The organism is uncultured Winogradskyella sp. (assembly GCF_947495255.1).
In the GTDB taxonomy this organism is placed as follows: Bacteria; Bacteroidota; Bacteroidia; order Flavobacteriales; family Flavobacteriaceae; genus Winogradskyella.
Map to the genome: position 1 here is coordinate 150,421 of NZ_CANLYI010000003.1, position 25,276 is coordinate 175,696.

Annotated in this window: 24 protein-coding genes and 1 riboswitch; of the genes, 12 read left to right on the forward strand and 12 right to left on the reverse strand. The window is 31.6% G+C overall.

Going from position 1 to position 25,276, the window contains the following annotated elements; all coding sequences use genetic code 11:
- Nucleotide 1 precedes the first annotated feature (1 nt).
- The gene (locus Q0807_RS05435) at nt 2–922 is read left to right on the forward strand and encodes a hypothetical protein (RefSeq protein WP_299107293.1); all 921 of its coding nucleotides are present in this window, start codon (nt 2–4) and stop codon (nt 920–922) included.
- 3 nt (nt 923–925) lie between these two features.
- Here the strand turns inward: Q0807_RS05435 and Q0807_RS05440 are convergent, their stop codons facing one another.
- A complete protein-coding gene (locus Q0807_RS05440; RefSeq protein WP_299107295.1) occupies nt 926–2,500 on the reverse strand; it encodes an ABC transporter substrate-binding protein in 1,575 nt (524 codons plus the stop codon).
- A 102-nt stretch (nt 2,501–2,602) separates the two neighbouring features.
- Here Q0807_RS05440 and mtaB point away from each other — a divergent pair, with 102 nt between their 5' ends.
- Nucleotides 2,603–3,934 (forward strand): tRNA (N(6)-L-threonylcarbamoyladenosine(37)-C(2))-methylthiotransferase MtaB, encoded by a 1,332-nt coding sequence (gene mtaB / locus Q0807_RS05445; RefSeq protein WP_299107297.1) that lies wholly within the window; start codon nt 2,603–2,605, stop codon nt 3,932–3,934.
- Nucleotides 3,935–3,999: 65 nt separating this feature from the next.
- Here the strand turns inward: mtaB and Q0807_RS05450 are convergent, their stop codons facing one another.
- A complete protein-coding gene (locus Q0807_RS05450; RefSeq protein WP_299107299.1) occupies nt 4,000–4,296 on the reverse strand; it encodes an N-acetyltransferase in 297 nt (98 codons plus the stop codon).
- A gap of 160 nt (nt 4,297–4,456) precedes the next feature.
- On the opposite strand from Q0807_RS05450, the gene Q0807_RS05455 reads away from it, so the two are divergent.
- Genes Q0807_RS05455 through cls form a run of 3 tightly spaced genes read left to right on the forward strand, consistent with a single transcriptional unit; the run spans nt 4,457 to nt 7,582 of the window.
- On the forward strand, nt 4,457–5,119 hold the full coding sequence (locus tag Q0807_RS05455; protein WP_299107301.1) for an alpha/beta fold hydrolase: 663 nt from the start codon (nt 4,457–4,459) through the stop codon (nt 5,117–5,119).
- 57 nt (nt 5,120–5,176) lie between these two features.
- A complete protein-coding gene (locus tag Q0807_RS05460; RefSeq protein ID WP_299107303.1) occupies nt 5,177–6,130 on the forward strand; it encodes a lytic transglycosylase domain-containing protein in 954 nt (317 codons plus the stop codon).
- Nucleotides 6,131–6,133: 3 nt separating this feature from the next.
- Nucleotides 6,134–7,582, forward strand: a complete 1,449-nt coding sequence (cls, locus tag Q0807_RS05465) for a cardiolipin synthase (RefSeq protein ID WP_299107304.1) — start codon at nt 6,134–6,136, stop codon at nt 7,580–7,582.
- A gap of 127 nt (nt 7,583–7,709) precedes the next feature.
- Here the strand turns inward: cls and Q0807_RS05470 are convergent, their stop codons facing one another.
- Complete coding sequence (locus Q0807_RS05470; protein WP_299107306.1) at nt 7,710–8,288, reverse strand: DUF2892 domain-containing protein; 579 nt, start codon at nt 8,286–8,288, stop codon at nt 7,710–7,712.
- 332 nt (nt 8,289–8,620) lie between these two features.
- On the opposite strand from Q0807_RS05470, the gene rpmH reads away from it, so the two are divergent.
- From rpmH to Q0807_RS05485, 3 genes are all read left to right on the forward strand, one after another.
- Nucleotides 8,621–8,782 (forward strand): 50S ribosomal protein L34, encoded by a 162-nt coding sequence (gene rpmH / locus Q0807_RS05475; RefSeq protein ID WP_115818167.1) that lies wholly within the window; start codon nt 8,621–8,623, stop codon nt 8,780–8,782.
- A gap of 127 nt (nt 8,783–8,909) precedes the next feature.
- Nucleotides 8,910–11,765, forward strand: coding sequence for a carbamoyl-phosphate synthase large subunit (carB, locus tag Q0807_RS05480; RefSeq protein ID WP_299107312.1), 2,856 nt, complete (start codon nt 8,910–8,912; stop codon nt 11,763–11,765).
- A 76-nt stretch (nt 11,766–11,841) separates the two neighbouring features.
- The gene (locus Q0807_RS05485; protein ID WP_299107314.1) at nt 11,842–12,225 is read left to right on the forward strand and encodes a T9SS type A sorting domain-containing protein; all 384 of its coding nucleotides are present in this window, start codon (nt 11,842–11,844) and stop codon (nt 12,223–12,225) included.
- A 50-nt stretch (nt 12,226–12,275) separates the two neighbouring features.
- Here Q0807_RS05485 and Q0807_RS05490 read toward each other — a convergent pair whose 3' ends face one another.
- The 8 genes from Q0807_RS05490 to Q0807_RS05525 all read right to left on the reverse strand — a co-directional run bounded on the left by Q0807_RS05490 (nt 12,276) and on the right by Q0807_RS05525 (nt 19,229).
- Nucleotides 12,276–12,815, reverse strand: a complete 540-nt coding sequence (locus Q0807_RS05490) for an acyl-CoA thioesterase (RefSeq protein ID WP_299107316.1) — start codon at nt 12,813–12,815, stop codon at nt 12,276–12,278.
- A gap of 59 nt (nt 12,816–12,874) precedes the next feature.
- A complete protein-coding gene (gene rmuC, locus Q0807_RS05495; protein WP_299107318.1) occupies nt 12,875–14,266 on the reverse strand; it encodes a DNA recombination protein RmuC in 1,392 nt (463 codons plus the stop codon).
- Nucleotides 14,267–14,374: 108 nt separating this feature from the next.
- Nucleotides 14,375–15,169, reverse strand: coding sequence for an ABC transporter ATP-binding protein (locus Q0807_RS05500; RefSeq protein WP_299107320.1), 795 nt, complete (start codon nt 15,167–15,169; stop codon nt 14,375–14,377).
- A gap of 8 nt (nt 15,170–15,177) precedes the next feature.
- On the reverse strand, nt 15,178–15,798 hold the full coding sequence (locus Q0807_RS05505) for a hypothetical protein (protein ID WP_299107322.1): 621 nt from the start codon (nt 15,796–15,798) through the stop codon (nt 15,178–15,180).
- A gap of 84 nt (nt 15,799–15,882) precedes the next feature.
- Complete coding sequence (locus Q0807_RS05510) at nt 15,883–16,260, reverse strand: iron chelate uptake ABC transporter family permease subunit (protein WP_299107324.1); 378 nt, start codon at nt 16,258–16,260, stop codon at nt 15,883–15,885.
- Between the two features lie 142 nt (nt 16,261–16,402).
- Nucleotides 16,403–17,011, reverse strand: coding sequence for a hypothetical protein (locus Q0807_RS05515; RefSeq protein ID WP_299107326.1), 609 nt, complete (start codon nt 17,009–17,011; stop codon nt 16,403–16,405).
- A 14-nt stretch (nt 17,012–17,025) separates the two neighbouring features.
- Entirely contained in the window at nt 17,026–18,048 is a 1,023-nt protein-coding gene (locus Q0807_RS05520; RefSeq protein WP_299107328.1) for an iron ABC transporter permease, read from the reverse strand.
- 38 nt (nt 18,049–18,086) lie between these two features.
- A complete protein-coding gene (locus Q0807_RS05525) occupies nt 18,087–19,229 on the reverse strand; it encodes an ABC transporter substrate-binding protein (RefSeq protein ID WP_299107330.1) in 1,143 nt (380 codons plus the stop codon).
- A 201-nt stretch (nt 19,230–19,430) separates the two neighbouring features.
- A riboswitch (cobalamin riboswitch) is annotated at nt 19,431–19,676 on the forward strand.
- A 29-nt stretch (nt 19,677–19,705) separates the two neighbouring features.
- Here Q0807_RS05525 and Q0807_RS05530 point away from each other — a divergent pair.
- Entirely contained in the window at nt 19,706–21,541 is a 1,836-nt protein-coding gene (locus tag Q0807_RS05530) for a TonB-dependent siderophore receptor (protein WP_299107332.1), read from the forward strand.
- Nucleotides 21,542–21,547: 6 nt separating this feature from the next.
- Nucleotides 21,548–22,609 carry a YncE family protein gene (locus Q0807_RS05535; protein WP_299107334.1) on the forward strand — a complete coding sequence of 354 codons (1,062 nt, stop codon included), beginning with the start codon at nt 21,548–21,550 and terminating at the stop codon, nt 22,607–22,609.
- Between the two features lie 81 nt (nt 22,610–22,690).
- Here the strand turns inward: Q0807_RS05535 and Q0807_RS05540 are convergent, their stop codons facing one another.
- Nucleotides 22,691–24,118 carry a S41 family peptidase gene (locus Q0807_RS05540; RefSeq protein ID WP_299107336.1) on the reverse strand — a complete coding sequence of 476 codons (1,428 nt, stop codon included), beginning with the start codon at nt 24,116–24,118 and terminating at the stop codon, nt 22,691–22,693.
- Between the two features lie 166 nt (nt 24,119–24,284).
- Between Q0807_RS05540 and Q0807_RS05545 the strand changes: the two genes are divergently transcribed.
- Both Q0807_RS05545 and Q0807_RS05550 read left to right on the forward strand, forming a co-directional pair.
- Nucleotides 24,285–24,794 (forward strand): RNA polymerase sigma factor, encoded by a 510-nt coding sequence (locus tag Q0807_RS05545; protein ID WP_299107338.1) that lies wholly within the window; start codon nt 24,285–24,287, stop codon nt 24,792–24,794.
- Nucleotides 24,775–25,272 carry a hypothetical protein gene (locus Q0807_RS05550; RefSeq protein ID WP_299107340.1) on the forward strand — a complete coding sequence of 166 codons (498 nt, stop codon included), beginning with the start codon at nt 24,775–24,777 and terminating at the stop codon, nt 25,270–25,272. Before Q0807_RS05545 ends, Q0807_RS05550 begins: the two co-directional genes overlap by 20 nt.
- Nucleotides 25,273–25,276: the final 4 nt, after the last annotated feature.

Here is a 25,276-nt window from a genome sequence, read left to right on the forward strand (position 1 = left end):
TATGAATTTCAGACCCAAATTAACCCTACTTTTTTTAGTCATTGTAACATTTGGCTTTGCTCAAGAAGTTGAGATTAAAAAGCTTAAAATTAATAATAAGCTCGATCACTTTGCGGTTAGAGTTGTAAACGATAAAGTGTTTTTTTGTTCTAATTTAACAAGAAAAAATGGCCGTGTTATTCTAGATAAGTATGCTCAAAATCTATATGGTATTTATGAAGCTAAGCTTGCTGAAGATGGTGAAATAGAAGACCCAGTGCTTATAGAAAGAAAAGAGGTTGGTATGGCTAATATGACGGCAGCGACTTATTCTAAAGATGGAAAGTTTATGTATTTTACAGCTAACCAAACAGTGGCTGGAGATAATAAACTACAAGATAAGAATACGTTTAATCTTTTAATTCAACGTGCAGAATATGTAGAAGGAAAAGGTTGGACCAATTTTACAACATTAGCTTTCTGTGACCCTAATTTTAATTACTTACATCCTGCCTTAAGTCCAGATGATAAAACATTATACTTTGTTTCTACGATTAATGGAACTAAAGGGAAGTCCGATTTATATAAAGTATCTGTTACTGATCATGAAACCTATGGTGAAGTAACTAGATTAAGTGATGAAATTAACTCATCTCGAAAAGAAATATTTCCTTTTGTTAGTGCAGATAATAAACTTTATTTTTCTTCAGATAGACGTGGAGGAATAGGAGGATTAGATATTTATTGTTATGATTTAAATTCTTCAAATTTAATGAAGCCAGTATTGTTGCTAGATGAACCTATTAATAGCAAAGGTGATGATTTTTCATTCTTTTTAAATGAAGATTTAACCTCTGGTTATATCTCATCTAGACGATTAAAAGGTGAAGGAGGGGATGATTTATATTATTTTGAAAATTTTGAATCAAAGGATGGTGAATAATATTTATAAGTTTAAATTTTTTGTTTTATTTACAGATTTTAGTTCTAATAAGTTAGTAGCATTAATACCTAAACCATTTACATTTTTTCTAGTAAAGCGGACTACTTCATCATAGAATAGAGGCACTATAGGAGCAGAGTCCATTATAAGCGAATCCATTTTAGTATACAATTGTGCTCTCAGTTCTGGGTCAGTTTCTAAATAGGCAGCTTCGTACATTTGGTCGAATAGTTCATTCTTAAAATGTGTGTAGTTTGGACCATTTGGAGCAAAATTATGACTGTAATATAAAGATAGATAATTCTCAGCATCAGGATAATCAGCAATCCAACTCGCTCTAAAAAAATCGAGTTGACCATTGGCTTTAGCATCTTTTAAACTTGAAGGCGGTATAACATCTGCATTAACCAATAAACCTGTTTTTTGAAGTTCGCGCTGAATAAATTCGCAAAAACTTAAATAGTTGCTTGTAGTTGTTAATGTGATTTCGGGATTCTGATTTCCAGTTTCGGCTTTATATTCAGCAACCAATTGTTTAGCTAATTCAGGTTGATATGAAAAACCAATGGTAGCATCAAAACCTGGTAGCCCTTTAGGGATGAAACCTCCATTTGCAGGAATCCCAATACCATTTCTTAAATAAGTCATCATTTTAGTTCTGTCAAAGCCAATATTAATTGCCTTACGAAGTTTTAAAGATTGAATTGTTTTGACCTCACTTTCCATAAAAAATGCCAAGTATTCTGTATTGAGATATGGTCCTCTAATCATCTTTATATCATTAGAATAAGCAGCTCTTAATTTTCCTTCTGCTGTTAGAATTTCATCTTTATAAGAACCATCTAAACCCGAAACAAAATCAATATTGCCTTGCGCAAACTGAAGAAACTCACTTTGCTTATCTGGTAAAAAGGTAATGGCAATAGCTTCAAGATATGGTAATTGTTGTCCTTCTGCATCAGTTTCAAAATAATGGTTATTTCTTCTAAAAACTAATTTTAAGTTTTCTTCCCATCGTTTAAATTTAAATGGGCCAGTTCCTATAGGATTCGACCTAAAATCATTTCCATAATGTTCTACAATTTCCTTCGGTACAACAGAACAATATTTCATGGTTAACAATCCTAAAAATGCTGGAAACGGTTGTTTTAGTTTAATTTGAAAAGTAGAATCGTTCACAGTTGAAAAGTTATCAACCTTCTTTAAAACCCAACTTCCTGGAGAAGCAATGGATTTGTCTAGTAAGCGATTAAAACTATATTCAAAATCTGAAGCTGTTGTAGCTCTAATAGAATCCTTTCCAAACAATTGATGTTTATGGAAATACACATCTTTTCTGAGTATAAACGTGTATGTTTTTGCACTGTCTGTAATTGTCCAGTTTTTTGCAATACATGGTTTAACATTGAGTTGGTCATCCATTTGTACCAATCCATTAAATAACTGATGTGTTGCCCAGATGTCTGCTAAATCTTTTGAGAATGCTGGATCCAGTGAACCAATGTTTTTATGTTCGTTGTATTTAAAAACGAGATTGCTATTGTCATCTTTTGTTTTTGAGTTACAAGATACTATCATTAATATCAATGAATAATATAATAACCGCTTAGATAATAATGATATGTGTTTTAGCATATAATTTATATGTTGTAAGTTTGCCAACTTGGTAAAAGTACAAGAATGAATTCAACAAAAAAAGTCGCATTTTATACACTAGGTTGTAAACTTAATTTTTCTGAAACATCTACAATTGCAAGGGGTTTTACAGATGAAGGTTTTGATCGTGTGGACTTTAAAGAAAAAGCTGATATTTATGTTATTAATACCTGTTCTGTAACCGAAAATGCAGACAAACGATTTAAGACCATTGTAAAGCAAGCTCAAAAGAATAATCCTGAAGCATTTGTGGCAGCCATTGGTTGCTATGCGCAATTAAAACCAGAGGAATTAGCAGATGTTAATGGTGTGGATTTGGTTTTAGGTGCAACCGAGAAATTCAAAATTACAGATTATTTAAATGATTTATCTAAAAATGATTTTGGAGAAGTACACTCTTGCGAAATAGAGGAAGCTGATTTTTACGTTGGTAGTTATTCTATTGGAGATAGAACTAGAGCATTTTTAAAAGTGCAAGACGGTTGTGATTATAAATGCACGTATTGTACAATTCCTTTGGCGAGAGGTATTTCTCGTAGTGATACAATGACTAATGTTTTACAGAATGCAAAAGAAATTTCAGAACAAGGAATTAAAGAAATTGTTTTAACAGGCGTTAATATTGGTGATTACGGAAAAGGTGAATTTGGAAATAAAAAACACGAGCATACCTTTTTAGATTTAGTAACCCAACTCGATAAAGTAGAAGGTATTGAGCGATTGAGAATTTCATCTATTGAGCCTAATTTACTAAAGAATGAAACTATAGATTTAGTATCTAAATCGAGAGCATTTGTACCTCATTTTCATGTACCATTACAAAGTGGAAGCAACGACATCTTAAAAATGATGAAACGTCGTTACATGAAAGAATTATACGTTGACAGAGTCACTAAAATAAAAGAAGTAATGCCACATGCTTGTATTGGAGTAGATGTTATTGTTGGTTTCCCAGGAGAAACAGACGAGTTGTTCTTAGAGACTTACAATTTTTTGAGTGAATTAGATATTTCTTATTTACATGTGTTTACCTATTCTGAGCGCGACAATACTGAAGCTGCAGACATGGAAGGCGCTGTTTATAAAAACGTAAGAGCAAAACGTAGTAAGATGTTAAGAGGTTTGTCTGCTAAAAAGCGAAGAGCTTTTTACGAAAAACAATTAGACACTAAGCGTACAGTTTTGTTTGAAGGCGAAAACAAAGAAGGTTATATTCATGGTTTTACAGAAAACTATGTAAAAGTGAAAGCGCCTTGGAATCCCGAATTGGTTAATACCTTGCATACCGTAAACCTTACTGAAATTGATGAAGATGGTTTGGTTCGGTTTGACTTTGTAGACACTATGATTGCGTAGTATAAATTCATAAAAAAAATCCGAAACTTAATAAGCTTCGGATTTTTTTATTAATTCTTTTCAAACTATATACGAATACCAACCGGTAGCATACGCTTATATTTTCTGTTTCGTCTTACAAATTTCGCGATTTCAGGACTTGTAGGTACAACGCTGATATTACGCTCTTTAATGTTACTAAATACTAAATCAATAAAGTCTAGTTCAAACTCATCAGTTCTAATAGCATCAGGAATAATCATCTTTGTTAAGAATATCTTTCGTTCCTGTAAAGAATATTCTATTATCGCCATTTCATTTTCAACGTTTAATTCAAATTGTCTTAGAAAATCATTGTCAATCAATGTTGCAGTTTCTGTCATAATTTCTTAATTTTAAATTAGAGGTTGGCGTGTAGATACTATAAAATGTATAGTTTTGCTTTGCAAAGGTACAAAAAATCAACGAATTTATGAGTTTATTGGTGTTAAAACCTTAAATTGTAATTCGTTAAGACGTCCCATTTAAATAGTTTTATAACCTATGAATACCACATTGACTCATGTCTATTTAATGCCAGGCATGGCTGCAAATCCTTCTATTTTTGAGAATATAAAGTTACCAGAAGAAAATTATGAAATTCACTGGTTAGAATGGCAGATTCCTAATAAAAATGAGACATTGCGAGAGTATGCACAACGTATGTGTAAATTTATTGAACATAGCAATATTGTTTTACTCGGTGTATCATTTGGAGGCATTTTGGTACAAGAAATGAGTAAACTTTTAAAGGTGAAAAAATTGATTGTGGTTTCTAGCGTGAAATCACATCATGAACTGCCAAAACGGCTAAAGTTACTTAAAGTTACTAAAGCGTATAATATTCTACCTACACAATTAGTTAGTAATATAGATTTATTGACAAAATATGCTTTTGGAGAAACCATAAAGAAACGTGTAGACTTATATAAAAAGTATCTATCGGTTAATGATAAAACGTATCTCGATTGGGCAATAAAACAAGTTGTTTGTTGGGATCAAGAAGAGGCACATCCTGAGGCAATATATATTCATGGTGATAATGATGCTGTTTTTCCACATTCTTGCAGTGGAAATTGTATTGTTATTAAAGGCGGAACGCACATAATGATCATTAATAAGTATAAATGGTTTAACGAAAATTTACCAAAACTTATTGAATCGTGATTTTAATCTTGTCTATAGATTGATTACATTTATAAATTAGAAAAAAAAGAAAAGAATATGAAAATTATAAAGAATAGTTTAGCATTAGTAGGCGTAGTCTGTATTTCGGGCTTGTTTATCTTCTCAATGCAAAAGTCACCCGAAGAAAAAGCACCTTCAGATTATAATATAGGAAAAGAGGATCCAATTGTTAATAGTTATAATGTATATGCATTAGAAATGCCTGATGATTTAAACTTTGCAGGAGAACCAGTTCCTGTTGAAGATCCAGATATTTATGAGCGTATGGATCGCGAATTATTGGTAAATACATATTGGCAGTCTAATGGACTTTTAATGTTTAAACGTGCGCAAAAATATTTTCCGATTATAGAACCAATTTTAGCAAGGAATGGTGTGCCAGATGATTTTAAATATTTAGCAGTTATTGAAAGCGGATTAGTACAAACAGCAAAATCACCGGCAGGAGCAAGTGGGTTTTGGCAAATTATGAAAGCTACTGGACGTGAGAATGGTTTGGAAGTAAATGATAATGTAGATGAGCGTTATAATATAGAAAAAGCAACAGAAGTAGCTTGTAATTACTTAAAGAAAGCAAAAGAAAGCTTAGGGTCTTGGACCAAAGCTGCTGCAGCATATAATGCAGGTAATTATGGTGTGTCTAGACGATTAAAAGATCAAGACGTAACTGGTTATTACGATTTACTTTTAGGTGAAGAAACTGGTCGTTATGTATTTAGAATTGTTGCTTTAAAAGAAATACTATCAAACCCAAGTAAATATGGTTTTAACTTTAATAAGTCGCACTTATATAAGGAAGTACCTACTTATAAGGTAGAAGTCGATACAGCAGTTACGGATTTTGCGAAGTTTGCAAAACGTTTTGGTATTAACTATAAAATTTTAAAACTTCATAATCCTTGGTTAAGAGAGCCACATCTAAATAATAAATCTCGTAAGTCTTATTTAATAGAAATTCCTAAGGAAGGATTTTATAGCGTTAAGCCTTAAGTTGTGGGATTTGTTAGAAACCATATCTGGCAAATTCTAATTATTCTTAATTATGCGATTGCATTATCTGCCGTCGTAACTATTCTGCTTAAAAAAGTAAATCCTACAAAAGCGCTGAGTTATATAATTGGTTTGTTGGCTTTTCCATTTTTAGGCTTAATCGTTTATTACCTTTTTGGACAAGAGCATCGTAAGACAAAAATCTTTAGTAGAAAAAATGTTTTAAACCAATCTGTTGTAAAGAAAATTCAGGAGACTTTAGAGCTAGAGACAAAAGCCATTAGTGAAGTCGATGATTTACTAGACCAGAAATCAAAACTGATTCCGCTTTTATACAATAGCGAAAAATCTAAGCTCACTATTAATAATGACGTAAAGCTTATTAAAAATGGTGATGATAAATTTAAACTGCTTTTTAAAGATTTAAAAGAAGCAAAACATCACATTCATCTCGAATACTTTGTAATTAAAGATGATATCATTGGCACAGAATTACTTAATATCTTATGTGAAAAGGCAAAAGAAGGTCTAAAAATAAGAATAGTAATAGATGATGTAGGAAGTTCTATATCATCAAAAATGAAACGTCAATTAAAAGATTCTGGTATTGAGATGAATCCTTTTATGCCTGTTATGTTTACAAAGTTTACGGGTCAGATGAATTATAGAGACCATCGAAAAATAACCGTTATCGATGGTAAAATTGGTTATTTAGGTGGTATTAATGTTTCTGATGATTACGTTAATCATAATAACAAGAGGTATTGGCGAGATACACATCTTCGTATTGTAGGTGAAGCTGTAAAGCCGATGCAGATTTTATTTTTTACGACTTGGGATTTTGTAAGTAATTCAGAATTAGAAATTTCTAAAGACTATTTTCCTGAGCATAATTGTAAAGAAAATGTACCATTGCAAATAGCTGCTAGTGGACCAGATACAGATTGGTCTAATATTATGGAAGCTATTTTTGTTGCCATTACCAATGCAGAAGACCATGTATACGTTACAACACCTTATTTTATTCCGAATAGTGAAATTGTTACAGCACTACAAGTTATTGCTAGGAGTAATAAGGATGTTAAGATTATAATACCTAAAAAATCGGATTCGTGGATTGCAGAGTACGCAACTAATTCTTATTTAGAATTGCTATTAGAAGCAGGCGTGGAGGTTTATCGTTATACCAAAGGTTTTATACATGCAAAAACTATGGTTGTCGATGGTGTTTTTAGTACAGTTGGTACAACTAATATGGACTATAGAAGTTTCAATATTAATTTTGAAGTCAATGCACTAATATATAGTAAAGACATCAGTCATCAACTAACAGAATTTTTTAAAGCTGATTTAAAAGATTGTCATCAACTCGATTTACAAACGTGGCGAAACCGTTCTAAACGCACAAAACTTATTGAAGCTGTTGCGCGTCTAATGGCTCCTTTATTATAGTTGATTTTAATAATTTATTTTATAGATATTTATAATCGTAATCAAATTAATTATAACCTACTATAGGTATATAAAAAAGGCTTAAACATATATGTTTAAGCCTTTTTTATATTGATGAATTTAAAATTTATCTTCTACTTCTACGATTTTGTCTAGCAGAAGTTGGTTGACCATATTGTTGTTTTGGCATTACAGCTTTTTTCATTTGTTGCTTCATCATTTTTATTTGATCAGCAAGCATATCTCTTTTGTCTAATTTTTCAGCTTCAGCTAAAAGTTTTTGAGCTTCAGGTTTTCTACGTTTAGAAAAAGCAATTCCGGCTAAGTTTAATTTTGCCATAGCTAAATCGTGGTCCATAGATAAACCTAAACTAATGGCTTTCTTAAAATAACCTTCAGCTTCATTCATATTAGTTTGAGAAACCATAATACCATTGAGGTAATTTAAATAACCTTGTTGCTTCTTTACTAAAGCGCCTTCAGGGTTTTTAATCTTGTCTAACCATTTCTTAGCACCAACAAAATCTTGTTTTCTTAGTTTTAAAAAAGCTAATAGAATCATTTCATTTTTAAAGTAAAGGAAAATGAAAATCGTGGATAGTAAGATATACATTATACCATTACCAATATATCCTTCTGTGAATTGATAGATGCCAAAACCAATGATTAAAGCAGCAATAACTAATTTTATATTTTTATTAAACATGTTTCCGTGTGTTTTTGCAGATCGCAAAGGTAATAAAAACAAAGAGTTTACATTCAATGATTTTTTATTGACTTTATATTTTAATAGAAAATGTGATGAAAGTTGAGCAGATAAGGCTATTTTTGAACCTCATTCTTTATTTATAAGTAAGTTAATACGAGTAATTAGCTTGATTTTTAGCCGTTTTTAAAGAATTAGAAAAGTTAAAATAAATTCCGTGTAAATATTTTCTTTTGGCTCTTGCTAAAATGAAAACTTGTTGTATATTTGCACGCAGTTTTGAGATAGCTCTCAATCAATTAAAGAAAAATTAGTTTTTAAAAATATAAGTCATGCCAAAAAGAACATTTCAACCGTCAAAGAGAAAGAGAAGAAACAAACATGGTTTCAGAGAAAGAATGGCTTCTGTTAACGGAAGAAAAGTTTTAGCACGTAGAAGAGCTAAAGGAAGAAAAAAATTGTCTGTTTCAACTGAATCAAGACATAAAAAATAATGATTAACAATTGTTAATATATTAGGGCGTTACTTAGGTGTAACGCCTTTTTTTGTATCCAATTGATACTTATTTTTGTAGCGCTAATTAAAATAAAGATTTATTACAACACTAAACATATATTCTCATGCCAAAAAATGACAACATAAAATCTATTTTACTTATTGGTTCAGGTCCTATTGTTATTGGACAAGCCTGCGAATTTGATTACTCTGGTTCTCAAGCATTACGTTCTTTGAGAGAGGATGGAATTGAAACTATATTAATCAATTCTAATCCTGCAACGATTATGACGGATCCTACAATGGCAGATCACGTATACTTATTGCCATTAACTACAAAATCGTTAATTCAAATTTTAAAAGAACATCCTCAAATTGATGCCGTTTTGCCAACAATGGGAGGGCAAACAGCTTTAAATTTATGTATTGAAGCAGATGAAAAAGGAATTTGGAAAGATTTTGGAGTTGATATAATAGGTGTAGATATTGATGCTATTAATATTACTGAAGATAGAGAGCAATTTAGAGAACTAATGTTGAAAATTGGCATTGGCATGGCACCTCAAGCAACAGCAACCTCTTTTCTTAAAGGTAAGGAAATTGCGCAAGAGTTTGGTTTTCCTTTAGTTATTAGAGCATCTTATACTTTAGGTGGAGCAGGAGCGTCTTTTGTTTTTAAAGAAGATGAGTTTGATAAAAAGTTAACGCATGGTTTGGAAGTGTCTCCAATACATGAAGTGATGATTGATAAAGCCTTGATAGGTTGGAAAGAATATGAATTAGAGCTACTTAGGGATAAAAACGATAATGTTGTTATTATCTGTACTATTGAGAATATGGATCCAATGGGTATTCATACAGGTGATTCAATTACACTTGCTCCAGCAATGACGTTGTCTGATAAAACACAACAGAAAATGCGTGATATGGCAATTCATATGATGCGTAGTATTGGAGATTTTGCAGGAGGATGTAATGTACAGTTTGCTGTAAGTCCGGATGATGAAGAGGAAATTATTGCTATTGAAATTAATCCAAGAGTATCGCGTTCTTCTGCATTAGCAAGTAAAGCAACGGGTTATCCTATTGCTAAAATTGCGGCGAAATTAGCGATTGGTTATAATTTAGATGAATTAGATAATCAGATTACAAAATCAACTTCAGCATTATTTGAACCAACTTTAGACTACGTTGTGGTTAAAATTCCACGTTGGAACTTTGATAAATTTGAAGGTTCAGACAGAACTTTAGGTTTGCAGATGAAGGCTGTAGGTGAGGTAATGTCAATTGGTCGTTCGTTTCAAGAAGCATTACACAAAGCAACCCAGTCTTTAGAGATAAAGAGAAATGGATTAGGTGCTGACGGTAAAGGTTACACTGATTACGACACAATTATAGAGAAACTAACTTATGCAAGTTGGGATAGAGTATTTGTAATTTATGATGCTATTGCTATCGGAATTCCTTTAAATCGTATTCACGAAATCACAAAAATTGATATGTGGTTTTTAAAGCAATATGAAGAGTTATTTCAACTTCAAAAAGAGATTTCTACATTCAAGATTGATACAATTGAACGCGAATTATTACTAGAAGCAAAGCAAAAAGGCTATGGAGATAGACAAATAGCGCATATGCTAGATTGTTTAGAAAGTGAAGTTCGTAACAAACGAATGGAATTTAACATTAACCGTGTTTTTAAATTAGTAGATACTTGTGCAGCAGAATTTAAAGCTCAAACACCATATTATTATTCAACTTTTGAAAGTGAAGTAGAAACAGTTGATGGTGAAGTATACGTACAAAACGAGAGTATTGTAAGTGATAAAAAGAAAATAATCGTTTTAGGTTCTGGTCCAAACCGAATTGGTCAAGGTATTGAGTTCGATTACTGTTGTGTACATGGCGTTTTAGCAGCCGCAGAATGTGGTTACGAAACTATTATGATTAACTGTAATCCAGAAACGGTTTCTACCGATTTTGATATCGCAGACAAACTTTATTTTGAGCCTGTTTTCTGGGAGCATATTTATGATATCATTCAGCATGAAAAACCAGAAGGTGTTATTGTTCAGTTAGGTGGACAAACAGCATTGAAGCTTGCCGAGAAGTTAGAAAAATGGGGAGTTAAGATTATGGGAACAAGCTTTAAATCACTAGATTTAGCTGAAGATAGAGGGAGTTTTTCAAACATTTTAAAGGAGCATAATATTCCTTATCCTGAGTTTGATGTTGCAGAATCTGCAGATGAAGCATTAGCGATTGCGGATGTTTTAGATTTTCCGATTTTAGTAAGACCTTCTTACGTACTTGGTGGCCAAGGGATGAAAATTGTAATTAATAAGCAGGAGTTAGAATCTCATGTTATTGATTTATTAAAATCGATTCCAGGTAACAAATTATTATTAGATCATTATTTAGATGGTGCTATTGAAGCAGAAGCAGATGCAATTTGTGACGCAGATGGTAATGTTTATATTATTGGTATTATGGAGCATATAGAACCATGTGGTATCCACTCAGGTGATAGTAATGCAACGTTGCCACCATTTAACTTAGGTGAATTGGTAATGCAGCAAATAAAAGATCATACACATACTATTGCAAGAGCATTAAATACGGTTGGATTAATTAATATTCAATTCGCTATAAAAGATGAATTAGTATATATTATAGAAGCTAACCCAAGAGCATCTCGTACAGTGCCATTTATTGCAAAAGCTTATAAAGAACCTTATGTAAACTATGCAACTAAAGTAATGTTAGGTAAGAAAAAGGTAACAGATTTTGATTTTAACCCTCAATTAGAAGGTTATGCAATTAAGCAACCTGTATTCTCTTTTAATAAGTTTCCTAATGTGAATAAGCAATTAGGACCTGAAATGAAGAGTACAGGAGAAAGTATTTTATTCATAGATAGCTTAAAGGATGATCAATTTTATGATTTATACGCTAGAAGAAAAATGTATTTGAGTAAATAAATGGCATAGTTTTCGATGAATTGTAAATGTTATTACTTAATATTTACTAACTTAGCTATAAGAATACCCAAATTGTATGAAAAAAACATTACTCGGACTTACTTCTATTTTCGCTTTTGGAACCATGTTTGCGCACGCATCAATGGATGCTGTAAGTGGAATAGAGTTAAAAGATAACATAGAAACAATTTCTTGTTTTACCAACGATACAGATTTGTTTCAAGATGGTAGCTTTAAAATTACGCCTAATCCTTCTAAGGATAAACTAAATATCAGATTACCAAAAGCGTCTCAGAATATGATTCTTGAAGTATATGATGTTTTAGGAAAGCGTATTTATAAAAGTACTATTACCCAATTAAAAGCATCTGTAGATGTGTCGAGTTGGAAAACAGGTGTATACTTAGTTAAGGTTTCTAGTGATAATGAAACACAGACAAAGCGCTTTGTAAAGCAATAAAAGAAAACAAACATAAAGATTAAGCTGTTTCAGAAATGAAGCAGCTTTTTTTATTTAAAGTCAATTTTCACACGATAATCCTTAAGTTGATCTAAGTGTTCTTCAACGTTTTTATAAAGTTGATGTAAATCTTTACTTCTCTTAATATCACTATCGCGTCTAATAATAGATTTAATAAAACGTTTTGCGGCTAATTTATTTGTTAATATTAAACCAGGTACAGTTACTTTTTTTCCGTCTTCATCTACAGCAACCATAATAAAGTAAGAAGAATTACAATGCTTTGTTTCACCTGTTCTAATGTTTTCAGACTCTACTCTAATACCTACAACCATTGAAGATCGACCAACGTAGTTAACAGAGGCTTTCATAGTTACTAGTTCGCCAACTTCAATAGGATTTAAAAAGTTAACTTTATTTACAGATGCTGTAACACAATAACTTCTAGAATGTTTAGAGGCACAAGCAAAAGCGATATTATCCATTAAGCTTAGAATATAACCTCCATGTATTTTTCCGCCAAAATTGGCATGAGCTGGTTTCATTAATTCTGAAATCTGGACTCTAGAATCTTCAGTAGTTCTAAACATAAATAAAAGGTTTTAGGTTAGGCAAGTTAGTTATTGTTGCATAATAACACATTAAATATTTAATCTAAATCGTCTTGATTAGCACGTTTTATAATACTTTCTGGAAGTGATTTCTTCGCTTTAGCTCCCATTTTCTTAATTTTTTCTACTCTGCTAATTAAGTTTCCTTTTCCTTCTACAAGCTTATTCATTGCAGAAGAGTAGTCGCTTTTAGCAGCATCAATCTTTTTACCAACACCTGTTAAATCGATAACTAAACCTTCAAATTTATCATAAAGTGCTCCAGCTTGTTTTGCAATTTCTAAGGCGTTTTGTTGTTGCTTTTCATTGTTCCACATAGAATCAATAGTACGTAATGTCGCTAAAAGAGTAGAAGGAGTAACGATAACTATATTTTGCTCAAATGCTTTATTATAAAGTGAATTGTCTTCGTTTATTGCAACTGCAAAAGCAGGTTCAATAGGGATGAACATAAGTACAAAATCAGGTGATTCTATATCATATAAATCTTGATAATTTTTTGCGGATAATTGATCTACATGTCTTTTTATAGAATTCACGTGGGCTTTTAAAAATATGGCTCTTTCTTCATCGTCTGCATTAACCATACGTTCATAATCGGTTAAGGAAACCTTAGAGTCAATAATCATTTTTTTAGAACCTGGAAGATGTAAAACCACATCTGGCATTACACGAGAACCATCTTCGCGCTGAAAATTCTGTTGTACAAAATATTCTCTATCTTTTTCTAATCCAGATTTTTCCAAAACGCGCTCTAACACCAATTCTCCCCAATTTCCTTGCATTTTGCTATCACCTTTTAAGGCTTTGGTTAAATTGGTTGCTTCCTTAGTCATTTGTTGGTTCAAATCTTTTAAACCCAACAATTGTTCTTTTAAAGCCGAGTGCATACTGATACTTTCTTTTTGTGTATCGTCTACTTTTTTCTCAAAAAGGTGTATCTTTTCTTGTAACGGATTTAATATTTGTTTAATGTTTTCTTTATTCTGAAGCGTAAATTTCTCAGATTTTTCTTCTAGAATTTTTGAAGCCATTAATTCAAAATCTTTACGAAGTTGAATTTGTTGCTGCGCTAATTCCTCATCGCGTTTAAGGTTTTGTTGTTGTAAATTTTCAAACTCTGTATTGCGTCGCGATAGTTCGGTACTTAAAAAATCTTTCTCTTTTCTAATGTTTTCGCGTTCTGATTCTGTTTTAGCTATATTCTCTTTTAATTCTAATAATTGCTGATTAAAATACTGGTCTTGTTTTTGGTTTTCGGTTTCTGAGAACTGCTTAAATTCATTAAACTGTTGTTGCAAGTTCGCATTACGTTCTTCAAGCGTACTTTTGTCACTTTTACTTTTTAGCTGTGCAAATTTGAGTCCAATAATAGCGCCAATACCAGCTGAAATAATAATGGCTATAAATAGAATGAGTGTGTCGTTCATGATTAAAAAAGAAATTTAATCAAAGGTAATTGTTTTGTCATTCAGAGCGAAGCGAAGAATCTATATTTCTCAACAAATGCTTTAGTGATAATATTAATTTGAATGCAATTATTTAGAAACTCTAAAACTCCCTGTTTTATCATCAAACGAGATTAAATCCTTAGGAAAAAGGGTTTCAAAAACACCGGTTTCTATTAATCTACAAGGTTGGTCGCAAACTACTTTGTCTTTTTGCATTACAATCATTGTATCGCATAATTGAATAGCTAAATCAATTTCATGTGAGGAAAATAGAATTGTTTTACCTGTCTCTTTTGTTAATTTTTGAAGTAGTTTTAAAATGTATGCCTTGTGGTACATGTCTAGATGTGTCGTTGGTTCATCTAAAACAATTATAGTTGTGTCTTGTGCTAAAGCACGCGCAATCATAACTTTTTGTAATTGACCGTCACTAAGTTCGTAGCACTTTTTGTCTTTTAGCTCAGAAATATTAACTAATTGTAAGGCATTATTTATAACAGACAAATCGTTTTCAGATAAATTACCAACCCAATTGGTATATGGATGTCTACCTAAAGCAATCAGTTCAAAAACTGATAGATTTTTAGACAATAAAGGTTCGGTTAAAACAATGCTTAGTTGTTTAGCTAGCTCTAAAGTAGAGGTAGACTCTATGTCTTCATTATTTATCTCAACAGTACCAGATAAAGGCGGCTGTACCTTAATGAGGGTTCTTAATAGTGTTGATTTACCAATTCCATTTGCACCTACTAAGCCTATGAGTTCTCCTTTTTGTAATTGGAAATTAATATGAGAAGCAATAGTTGTTTCAACTTTTTTGGTTTTGTATCCAATAGAAAGTTGATGTGTTTTAAGGATGGTATTACTTTTATTATTAATCACTTATTCATTTAATTACTGGTAATATTATTGTCATGACAAATACTAATATAATGAATTGCTAATACAATCTGAATATTTGTATTTGTTAAATCAAAATCTAATGTATCATCATTCAAATAATTTAGCATTGATAAATGACTGAAATTCCCAGATTTACGGACTTTGTCGTAGTATTCTTTTATTTTAGAGTTATTCTGGGTGTTTTTAGCCAAAAACTGAATGTATTTTCCACTTTCATTAGGTACTAAATATTCATAAGCAACAGAACTACGTCTGCTTGGTTTATGAGTTTTAGGCTGCCAAATTTCATTAAACGTTTCTTCTGTAACAGAATTAAAAAGGTTGTCTATCTTCTTGGGTTCAACAGAGGCAAAACCATTAGCCTCTAGTTTTTGCATTTCACTTCTAAATTTAAAGTGAAAATTATCATCATTTAGCTGCATAATGTCCTCAACAAAAAAGGATCGGATAGTTTCAAGGTCTTTAAGTTCATCTGAAACAAAGACAGATTGTAGTTCGTTAGTTGTTTTATAAGACGAGCATCCCATTAACATAGAGAATGCTAATGCGGTAATTAAGGGTTTAACAGTGCCAATCTTACAAAAACTTAGGGGAGTTTTTGAATTCATGTTTTACATAATTAAAATATTATTTTCCGCTGTTTTACAAGTAACCAAATTACTACTGGTGCACCGACTAACGCATTGATAGCGCTAATAGGAAAGGGTATACTCACTAGTAGTAACTTGAGTAATACTATTACAAATTAGCATTACTATGGTGCCAAATAAAAATACAGCAGGCAATAATATTTTATGATTTGAGGTTTTAAATATTTGCCTACTTAAATGCAGAATCGCTAATCCGATAAATGCTTTAGGGTCAGCAAAGGTGGTAACGTTTCTAGCAATTAAGCTGGTGGCTAATATAATAACGAATCTGCTTGTATTCAAAGATAATCCATGACTTTTTGCGTAATTATCTCTTAATAATAAGGCATTCAGTACTTTAGTTGAGGCGATGCTAAGTGTGACTCCCAAAGCATAAATCCCGAAGAAAATGAGCAATACTACCAAATCTTCAAAAGACATAGTGTTGTAATTGTTCTGCTAAACTAAAGTAGGAGAGTACGCTCACAACGGCTATAGTAATGCTTCCAAATAGACAAGGACAGTATCAGATTTCGTTCTTTTATAACTAATAGAAAGTTAGGTGGCCTTTAGAGTTCTATTTTTACATACCATCATATAATGAAGTTGTTTGTGAATTATTATCACGACAAATTGAAATAAAATGGACTGCTAGTACCATGAGAATATCAGAATTATTTAAATCAAAATCGAGTGTGTCACTATTGATGTAATTTAGCATTGCTGAATGGCTAAAGTCGCCAGAACTCATGGTTTCATTATAATAATTTTTAATTTGAGAATTAAATTTTGTGTTTCTTTCTAAAAAACGAAAGTATTTACTTCCTTTTTTTGGTACAAGGTACTCATAGATTCCTAAGCTATTTCTTATTCGTGTTTCACTTTTAAAATCCCAAACTTGATTAAAAGTTGCTTTTGAAATAGAATTAAGAAGTTCATTTACTTGTTCTCGTTTTATTGAAGCGTATCCAGAAGCATCTAATTCTAATATCCTTTCTTTAAAATCATAACAAAAGTTTTCTTCGTTGAGTTCTAAAATATCATTAAGGAAAAAATTTCTTAAGATTTGCAGTTCTTCTAGCTCTTGTTCATTAAAAACAAACTTCAGTTTTGGAGTTGTTTTTATGGGTTTGCAACCCAAAATAAAGAAAGTACAAATAATAAATAATTTGGTGGTTGTGTTGAAATTCATATTTTAAATTATTTTTAAAACATCATTTTTCGCTGTTTAACTAATAACCAAATGACTACAGGAGCTCCAATTAAAGCTGTGATAGCATTAATTGGCAGAGTGTAATCACTATGTGGTACTTGTGCTATGCTATCACAAATTAACATTATTATAGCTCCAAATAAAAATACAGCAGGTAATAATACTTTATGATTTGATGTTCTAAATATTTGCCGAGTTAAATGCGGAATTGCCAAACCAATAAATGCAATTGGTCCTGCAAAAGCGGTAATGGTTCCTGCGATTAAACTTGTAGCAAAAATAATGATAAACCTGCTTTGTAATAAGTTTAACCCTAAGCTTTTTGCATAGTTATCACCTAGTAGAAAAGCATTAAGTCCTTTAATAGAAAAAATACTAAGTACAATTCCTAAACCGTAAATACCAATAAAAATGAGTAATTCTTCCCAAGATAAATTGCTTAAACTGCCAAATCCCCAAAATACGTATTGCTGTAATTGTTCTGCAGTGCTAAAGTAAGAGAGTACGCTCACTATTGCAGCAGTGATACTTCCAAACATTAAACCTATAATCAATATAGCCATAGTATCTCTCACTTTACTGGATACAGCTAAAACAGCAAGAAGCACCAAAAAACTACCTAAACTAGCAGCAATTACAATACTCCATTTAGAAATTAAAATTGACGCAAATAAACCACCAAATAAGCCAGAACCTAAAATAACAATGGCTACACCTAAACTTGCACCAGAACTAATACCCAAAACAAAGGGACCAGCTAATGGGTTTCTAAATAGGGTTTGCATTAATAAGCCTGAAATCCCTAAGCCAGAACCTACCAAAATTGCTGTAATGGCTTTTGGTAATCTAAAATCGGTAATAATTATTTGCCAAGTATTATTATCAGTTGTGCCAAAAAGACAACCAATAACTTCAGAAAACGGAATGCTTACAGAACCCAAGCTTATGTTAAGTACAAAACAAAATAGTAAGATTACTATTAAGATTATAAATGAGTATGTGTAGTTGGTTTTCATTTTTTATTAAATCATTCTGAAGAATGAGGAAGAGTCATTTACTTTAATATTTCGAAAAAACATGGTTGATAGTCCTTAAGCAATTCAGGATGTGCAATTTTAATTATATCTTTTAAAGCTAAGTCTGGTCTTGCAGTTCCTAATTCATAGTATAAAACACCACCAGTTGCGCCTGTTTTATTTGTAAATGAATAAATTGTTTTATTTTTAAAAGCATCAAAATTAGTGTAGAGAGTGTTGGCTTTTTCTAGCTGTTCAAAACTACTATAATAAGAGGGACTTAACCATATGTCAGCGTCTTTAGCTTTGTCTAAAACGACTTCAAAACTTAAGGCTAAACTTCCGTTTCCTGTTGTGTCTTGCCATAAATAATCTACATTAGCATCTTTTAAGAATTGCGCTTCTGGACTAGAGCCATTTGGTAAATACCAAACATCTTTGTGCATAGCTCCACTTAAAACTGTTGGTCTGCTTTTGGCTTGTTTGGCAATCTCCTTTGCTGCTAAATACTCTTTTTCAATAGTATTAAATATAGAATCGGCTTCTTTTTCTTTATTGAATAATGCACCAAAGAATTTTATCCATTCGGCTTTTGCTAATGCAGAAGCTTCTACCCAATCACCATTATAGATGACAGGAATTCCTGCCTTTTTTATAGTTTCGAACGTTTTATTTATACCGTCTACACCAAAACCAACTACCACATCTGGATTTAGTTCTAATAAAACTTCAGTATTAATACCTTCATTTTTTCCTAGTTCTCTGATTTTTTTAATATCTATTAATTTTCTAGTCTTTTCTGAGGATACATAATTAGTTCCTGGAAAACCAATAAGTGTTTCTTCAACACCTAAAAGCTCTAAAGCAGGAATATGAGTAGTAGAAGTCACCACAGTTTTGCTTATTGGTGTAATAATAACACCATCATAATCTGCCTTATTATAGGTGATTTTTGCAGCTTGTTCTTTTGAGAGTAATAAATAGGTGTATTTCTTTTCTGCCTTTGGCCAAGGTTTAGTAATCTCTATAGTTTTACTGTCGTTAGATTCTATAATTTTAAAACCTTCAGCATATTTTAAGGCGACTTGTTTTGTTTCACTTAAGTCTTGTAAGTCATTTTTAGTTTCATTTTTACAAGAACTAATAAGAATAAATAGTAATAAAATTCTGAAATATTTCATAGGTAACATTTGTAACTTATAAATTGTAAACTTCTCATTAATTTTGATAAAAATTCTATTATGAGAGGCGATTCAAATTTAACACTATATATCGTTGCAGGAATAATCATTGCACATTTTTTAATTGGATTCATTTATCTCATCTACAAAATGAATAAGAAAAAGTAATCAACTACACTTAATAGATTACTATAAAAGCTTACCTTTGTCGCGAAATTTGGTTCTATTCTTAATTGAATGGATTAAAAGGGAATCTGGTTAGATACCAGAACTGTTCCCGCAACTGTAAGTTTAGTCACATTATGTGATGATTACTATTACACTTCAAGTCACTGAAGAAACAAATTGCCATAGTCGACGAAAAAAAAATCGATTATACAATGACGCTTTGGGAAGACAAATAGTAATACACGAGTCAGGAGACCTGCCATTTTTAACAAATAAAGTAAAACTTTCGGGATAAAAGTGATTGCAGTATGACACGTATAGTATTCTTTTTTTTATTGCTATGTTTTTATAGCGTTGCCAAGGCACAAACGTCCACTGATTCTATTCAGCGCTTGGATGAAGTTGTGTTGAGTGATGTTAAGTTGAAACATTATAACGAAGGTTATAAACTTACCGTTTTAAGTGATTCTATTCTCAGAAAAAATGGAAACTCATTAACCGATGTTTTACGTTTTAATTCTAATATTTATTTCAAAGAGAATGGTTATGGTATGGTTTCTTCAGCGTCTTTTAGAGGAACCAATGCATCTCAAACTGCTGTAATTTGGAATGGTATTAATATTAATTCGCAACTGAACGGACAAGTAGATTTTAATACCATATCTGCAGCTAATTACAATTCTATAAGTATAAGAAGTGGAGGCGGAAGTGTGCAATATGGAAGTGGCGCCATTGGTGGAAGTGTGCATTTATCTAATGATTCAGATTTTACAAAGCATATAAATCATAGGCTGCAATTGGGTTATGGAAGTTATGAAACTGAGAATGCCAGTTATAATTTATCCTTTGGTAATAACAAATGGTCTGGTAGTGCAGGTATTTCTTATGTGAGAACCGAAAATGATTATCGAATTCTTGGTTCAGCTGAAAAAAATGAAAATGGTGCTTTTAATAATTTAGACCTTAATCTAAACTTAGGTTATGTTTTATCTCAAAAGGATGTTCTAAAAGTTTACCATCAGAATTTTAGAAGCGATAGAGCATTTTCTTCAACCTTATTAGCGCCTTCTAATAGTAAATATGAAACTGAAGATTACCGTAGCATGTTAGAATGGGCTCATGTTGGAGATAATTTTACGTCGAGTTTAAAAGCGGTACATTTATTAGAACAATTTAAATATTTTGAAAACAAAGATTTAAATAACTACTCTAAAGGACAAGCAAAAACATGGCTCATTAAGCATCATTATAAGCGTAATCTGTCTAAAAATATGGCTTTGAGTGTTATTACAGATTACAGTTATATTACGGCTGAAGGAAATAGTTATGTAGATCCAAAACGAAATGCTTTTTCTGCTACTGCCATATTAAATCATCAATTTTCATCAAAATTTAGATACAACATAAATGTTAGAAAAGATGTGATTTCAGATTTTAAAAGTCCTTTAGTTTTTGCAGGAGATTTAAGTTACAAAGTAGCAGAAACTTATACATTAAAGTTTAATGCTTCTAAAAACTTTAGAGTGCCAACATTTAATGATTTGTATTGGAATCCTGGTGGAAATTTAGACTTAGAACCAGAAGAGTCTTTTCAATTTGATTTAGGTCACCAACTTAAAATATTAAAATCGTTACAATTAAAACTGAACACCTTTTACATTGAAACTTCAGACCTTATTCAATGGCGACCAAATGCTGAAACCAACTATTGGAATCCTGTAAATATTGCTAATGCTAAGCATTATGGTTTAGAAGTAGAACTTGGTTATTCAAAACAAGTTAATGCGCATCTCTTTAATTTAGTAACAGCGTATTCTTACACAGAAACGGAAGATGTAGAAAAAAATCAGCCGTTATATTATGTGCCACTTCATAAAGGCAATACAGCTTTATCATATAATTTTAAATCATTTACGGCTTATTACCAACACTTATTTACTGGAGAAGTAGATATTATTGGTGGCTCATTAGATGGTTATGATGTTGGAAATCTGGGCTGTTCTTATGATTTGAATGCAGCCGGAAAATTAAATTACATCCTAGATTTAAAAGTAAATAACATTTATAACACTTATTACGAAAACGTGGCATTGCGACCAATGCCAAACAGAAATTTCAATATTAAACTAACACTTAAATTTTAAAACAAAATGATTTCAAAAAAAATTACTTTACTCTTTTTATCAGTAACGTTATTATTTTCATCGTGTAGTAGTGATGACGATAATACAGGAAATGAATCTCTAGGAGATTACGAAAACGGGATTATAGTTTCAAATCAAGGTAATTTTGGACAAGGGAATGCCTCAATTACATATACTTCTAATGATTTATCAATTATAGAAAATAATGTTTTTAGTACGGTAAATGATAGAGCTTTAGGAGATACAGCTCAAAGTATAACCTTTAACGACGATTTAGCTTACATTGTTTTAAATGCATCAAATGCAATTGAAATTGTAAACCGTTACACTTTTGAATCTGTAGCAACAATAAATACTGGTTTAGACAACCCAAGGTATATAGCTTTTGCAAATGGGAAAGGTTATGTTACAAATTGGGGTGATGGTGGCGTTGCAACTGATGATTATGTTGCCATTATTGATGCGACAACTAATACAATTAGTTCACAAACTATCACTGTAGAAGAAGGCCCAGAAAAAATATTGGCAGACGGCAATATTATTTACGTAGCGCATCAAGGTGGTTACAGTCAAAACAATATTATTTCAGTAATTAATGCTGTTACAGATGTTGTGTCTACTACAGTAACAGTAGGAGATGTGCCAAATTCTTTAAGATTAGATGCTGATGGCGATTTATGGGTTTTAGCAGGTGGAACACCATCTTGGACAGGTAGTGAAACTGGTGGGAAATTATCTAAAATAGATACTAGTGATTATGGCGTAACCTCTATTGACTTTGCAGGTACAGAACACCCAAGCTATTTAGCATTAGAAAACGGAACACTTTACTATTATTTATCTGGAAGCGTTTACAAAATGGATACAGATGATACAGTACTACCAACATCAGCAGAACTTACAGGTTTAAACTTTTATGGAATGGAAGTTAAAGACAATGTTTTATATGGAGTTGATGCTGTCGATTACACAAGTAATGGTATGATTTTATCATACAGCTTATCTTCAAATGAAGTAACAAACTTTGCAGATACAGGTATTATTCCAGGAGGAATTTATTTCAATTAATAGAAAACCTTAGTATAATAGTATAAAAAAAAGCCGCTTTCTTAGCAATAGAAAGCGGCTTTTTTATTCAGTATATTTCCTTTAATCAATAAACATATCTTGTTCAAAAGGTGCTATTTTTTGTTTCACTTCTCTAAGTTTATAAACCTCGTTTGTTTGATTAGAAGATCTATCTGCAAAAGTTATATTTTGAATAGCAGCGGCTAATAAAGGCTCGTTGATATCTCCAAGAATACCAAAGTTACTAGGTGATTCTGTAAGTTCAATATCTGGTAATAAACCAGTTCCTGGTACTAACTCATCATTTACATTAGTAGAATTAGCAATAAGAGGTTGCATAGCATAGGTGTGACCAAGGTTTATACCTTCTTGAGTAAACAAAGTAGGCGAATCATAAATTGTACTTGATGCTTGTGTTTTTCCTACAGTATTTTCTCCAATAACAATGACTTCGATGTATGGTTTTAAACTGTTTATAACAAGTTCACTGGCTGAAGCTGTTCTTTTACTTGTAGTTAAGACATAAACCTTTGATAGGTTAAGACTATTTATAGAACCACCACCAGTAATTGAATTGGTAAATAAGTAATTGGTGTCACGACTTTGTAAGTTTTCATTATGAAAGGTTTTAGAAAAGATATCACCAGTGTTTCCACCTGTTACCATACTGCCTAAATAAGCCGCAGTTTGTACAGAACCTCCTCCATTATATCTTAAATCTATAACAAGCTCTGTTACACCAGCAACATTAAATTCACCAAACGCATTATTTAAAGCATCATTAAATCCACCATTAAATGCATTATACATTAAATAACCAATTTTAATTCCGCTTATATCTAAAACTTCGGTTTTGTGTATAGGGTTCTCTGTGTATGTTACTTTTGTTAAACTAGCACTTTCGGAATTCAGCGTTACGGTGTCATCAGCAGTTTCTGTAGTTCCGTTAGTATCGTAATCAGCAAAATTTAAGGTGTAATCGTTAGTAGTTAATAAATCAACGTAGTTACTAGAGCTAAGGTTTTGACCATTGACAGCTCTAAAGATTTGTCCTCGTTCTAGTCCTAAGTCTGAAGCCACACTATTATTAAGTACTAAAGTTATTGCTCCAAAAATTTCAGAATCACTTCCTGGTACAAAATATAAGTTATATTCAATCCCATTACTAAGTGTTATGCCATCTAGTAAATCTTGTAATTCATTATAGTTACTATAAATTCGGCTAAATCGATCTACTGTATTTGGTAAATATTTTAAGGTTTCAAATAATTCTTCAGGCGTATCGTAGTCATTTAAATATTCAGTGTATTCAATATTTGTTGTAAATCTATCATCTGCCAAATTCGGAATTTCGGGCTTGTATAAATAAACAGCATTCATTCCTTTCCAAACAAAATCATTAAGCTCTAATGTGCTGGAAGGGATAATATTATCATCTAAATCATCAAAGCAACTTGTTACCGAAAAAAGTACAATACAACTAAGCAGTAAAATTTTAATTTTTTTCATAATCTCTTTTTCTTTTTTAATAGCAATTCTTTACATCTAACTGTAAAACTCTAAATTTACTCACAATATTATAAAAAATTGAAATCTTTGTAACAAAAGATAAAGTGGCTCGTCGTAATAATGAAGGCGAGTAATAATCAACTTCACCAACCAACCAAAAAAAGTAATGAAGCAGGCAGATTTTGTAAATATTGTTATGCCTTTTAAGGATAAAGTATTTCGTTTAGCAAAGCGACTACTAGTTTCTAGGGAAGAAGCTGAAGATGCTACGCAAGAAATACTGTTGAAATTGTGGAAGAATAATAAAAAAATTGAAGACTATAAAAATGTAGAAGCGTTTTCAATGACCATGACAAAGAATTTTTGTCTAGATCGACTAAAATCGAAACAAGCGCAGAATTTAAAAATTGTTCACAGTAATTATACGGATAACAATTCGTCGCTACAAAAACAAGTTGAAGCAAAAGATAGTGTGGATTGGGTTTCTAAAATAATGGAAGACCTACCAGAGCAACAAAAAATAATAGTGCAATTAAGAGATATTGAAGAATATGATTTCGCAGAAATAGCAAAGATGCTAGATATGAATGAAACAGCAATAAGAGTCAATTTATCTAGAGCACGAAAAACAATAAGAGAAAAATTAACTAGTACACATGGATATGGTATTAAATAATATAGAAGAATTAGTAGAAAAGTATAACAATGCTGAGACTACACTTAAGGAAGAAGCGCAATTAAAAGCGTATTTCTTAAGCGACGATGTAGCACCACATTTAGAACATTACAAACCAATGTTTCAATACTTTTTAGAATCAAAAAAAGAGCAGTACACCAAAGACGTTCCATTAAACACTAAGAAAACAAAATTGTATCAATGGATTTCTGTCGCAGCTGTGGCTGTTTTAATGCTTGGGATATTTATTCCTAATTGGAATAGTGGACCAAAAACTCTAGCGGATTATACGCCAGAAGAACAGAAATTATATTTAGAGACAAAGCAAGCGCTCGCCTTAATTTCTAATAATTTAAACCAAGGCTTGCATGGAATGAATGCGCTCGATATGGCTGGAGACAACTTTAATAAAGGAATGGGAAAAGCCAATTACATCGCAGTGTATAGTAATACAACAAACAAATTATTAAAGAATTAGAATC

What these genes read in the sequence shown, in the direction of transcription:
- Q0807_RS05460 (WP_299107303.1), top strand. Translation starts at nt 5,177, where the DNA reads ATGAAAATTATAAAGAATAGTTTAGCATTAGTAGGCGTAGTCTGTATT.
- Q0807_RS05455 (WP_299107301.1), top strand. Translation starts at nt 4,457, where the DNA reads ATGAATACCACATTGACTCATGTCTATTTAATGCCAGGCATGGCTGCA.
- Q0807_RS05490 (WP_299107316.1), bottom strand. Translation starts at nt 12,815, where the DNA reads ATGTTTAGAACTACTGAAGATTCTAGAGTCCAGATTTCAGAATTAATG.
- Q0807_RS05505 (WP_299107322.1), bottom strand. Translation starts at nt 15,798, where the DNA reads ATGAATTCAAAAACTCCCCTAAGTTTTTGTAAGATTGGCACTGTTAAA.
- Q0807_RS05520 (WP_299107328.1), bottom strand. Translation starts at nt 18,048, where the DNA reads ATGAAAACCAACTACACATACTCATTTATAATCTTAATAGTAATCTTA.
- Q0807_RS05440 (WP_299107295.1), bottom strand. Translation starts at nt 2,500, where the DNA reads ATGATAGTATCTTGTAACTCAAAAACAAAAGATGACAATAGCAATCTC.
- Q0807_RS05530 (WP_299107332.1), top strand. Translation starts at nt 19,706, where the DNA reads ATGACACGTATAGTATTCTTTTTTTTATTGCTATGTTTTTATAGCGTT.
- carB (WP_299107312.1), top strand. Translation starts at nt 8,910, where the DNA reads ATGCCAAAAAATGACAACATAAAATCTATTTTACTTATTGGTTCAGGT.
- Q0807_RS05510 (WP_299107324.1), bottom strand. Translation starts at nt 16,260, where the DNA reads ATGTCTTTTGAAGATTTGGTAGTATTGCTCATTTTCTTCGGGATTTAT.
- Q0807_RS05435 (WP_299107293.1), top strand. Translation starts at nt 2, where the DNA reads ATGAATTTCAGACCCAAATTAACCCTACTTTTTTTAGTCATTGTAACA.
- rmuC (WP_299107318.1), bottom strand. Translation starts at nt 14,266, where the DNA reads ATGAACGACACACTCATTCTATTTATAGCCATTATTATTTCAGCTGGT.
- Q0807_RS05545 (WP_299107338.1), top strand. Translation starts at nt 24,285, where the DNA reads ATGAAGCAGGCAGATTTTGTAAATATTGTTATGCCTTTTAAGGATAAA.
- Q0807_RS05515 (WP_299107326.1), bottom strand. Translation starts at nt 17,011, where the DNA reads ATGAATTTCAACACAACCACCAAATTATTTATTATTTGTACTTTCTTT.
- rpmH (WP_115818167.1), top strand. Translation starts at nt 8,621, where the DNA reads ATGCCAAAAAGAACATTTCAACCGTCAAAGAGAAAGAGAAGAAACAAA.
- Q0807_RS05450 (WP_299107299.1), bottom strand. Translation starts at nt 4,296, where the DNA reads ATGACAGAAACTGCAACATTGATTGACAATGATTTTCTAAGACAATTT.
- Q0807_RS05535 (WP_299107334.1), top strand. Translation starts at nt 21,548, where the DNA reads ATGATTTCAAAAAAAATTACTTTACTCTTTTTATCAGTAACGTTATTA.
- mtaB (WP_299107297.1), top strand. Translation starts at nt 2,603, where the DNA reads ATGAATTCAACAAAAAAAGTCGCATTTTATACACTAGGTTGTAAACTT.
- Q0807_RS05525 (WP_299107330.1), bottom strand. Translation starts at nt 19,229, where the DNA reads ATGAAATATTTCAGAATTTTATTACTATTTATTCTTATTAGTTCTTGT.
- Q0807_RS05485 (WP_299107314.1), top strand. Translation starts at nt 11,842, where the DNA reads ATGAAAAAAACATTACTCGGACTTACTTCTATTTTCGCTTTTGGAACC.
- Q0807_RS05550 (WP_299107340.1), top strand. Translation starts at nt 24,775, where the DNA reads ATGGATATGGTATTAAATAATATAGAAGAATTAGTAGAAAAGTATAAC.
- Q0807_RS05470 (WP_299107306.1), bottom strand. Translation starts at nt 8,288, where the DNA reads ATGTTTAATAAAAATATAAAATTAGTTATTGCTGCTTTAATCATTGGT.
- Q0807_RS05540 (WP_299107336.1), bottom strand. Translation starts at nt 24,118, where the DNA reads ATGAAAAAAATTAAAATTTTACTGCTTAGTTGTATTGTACTTTTTTCG.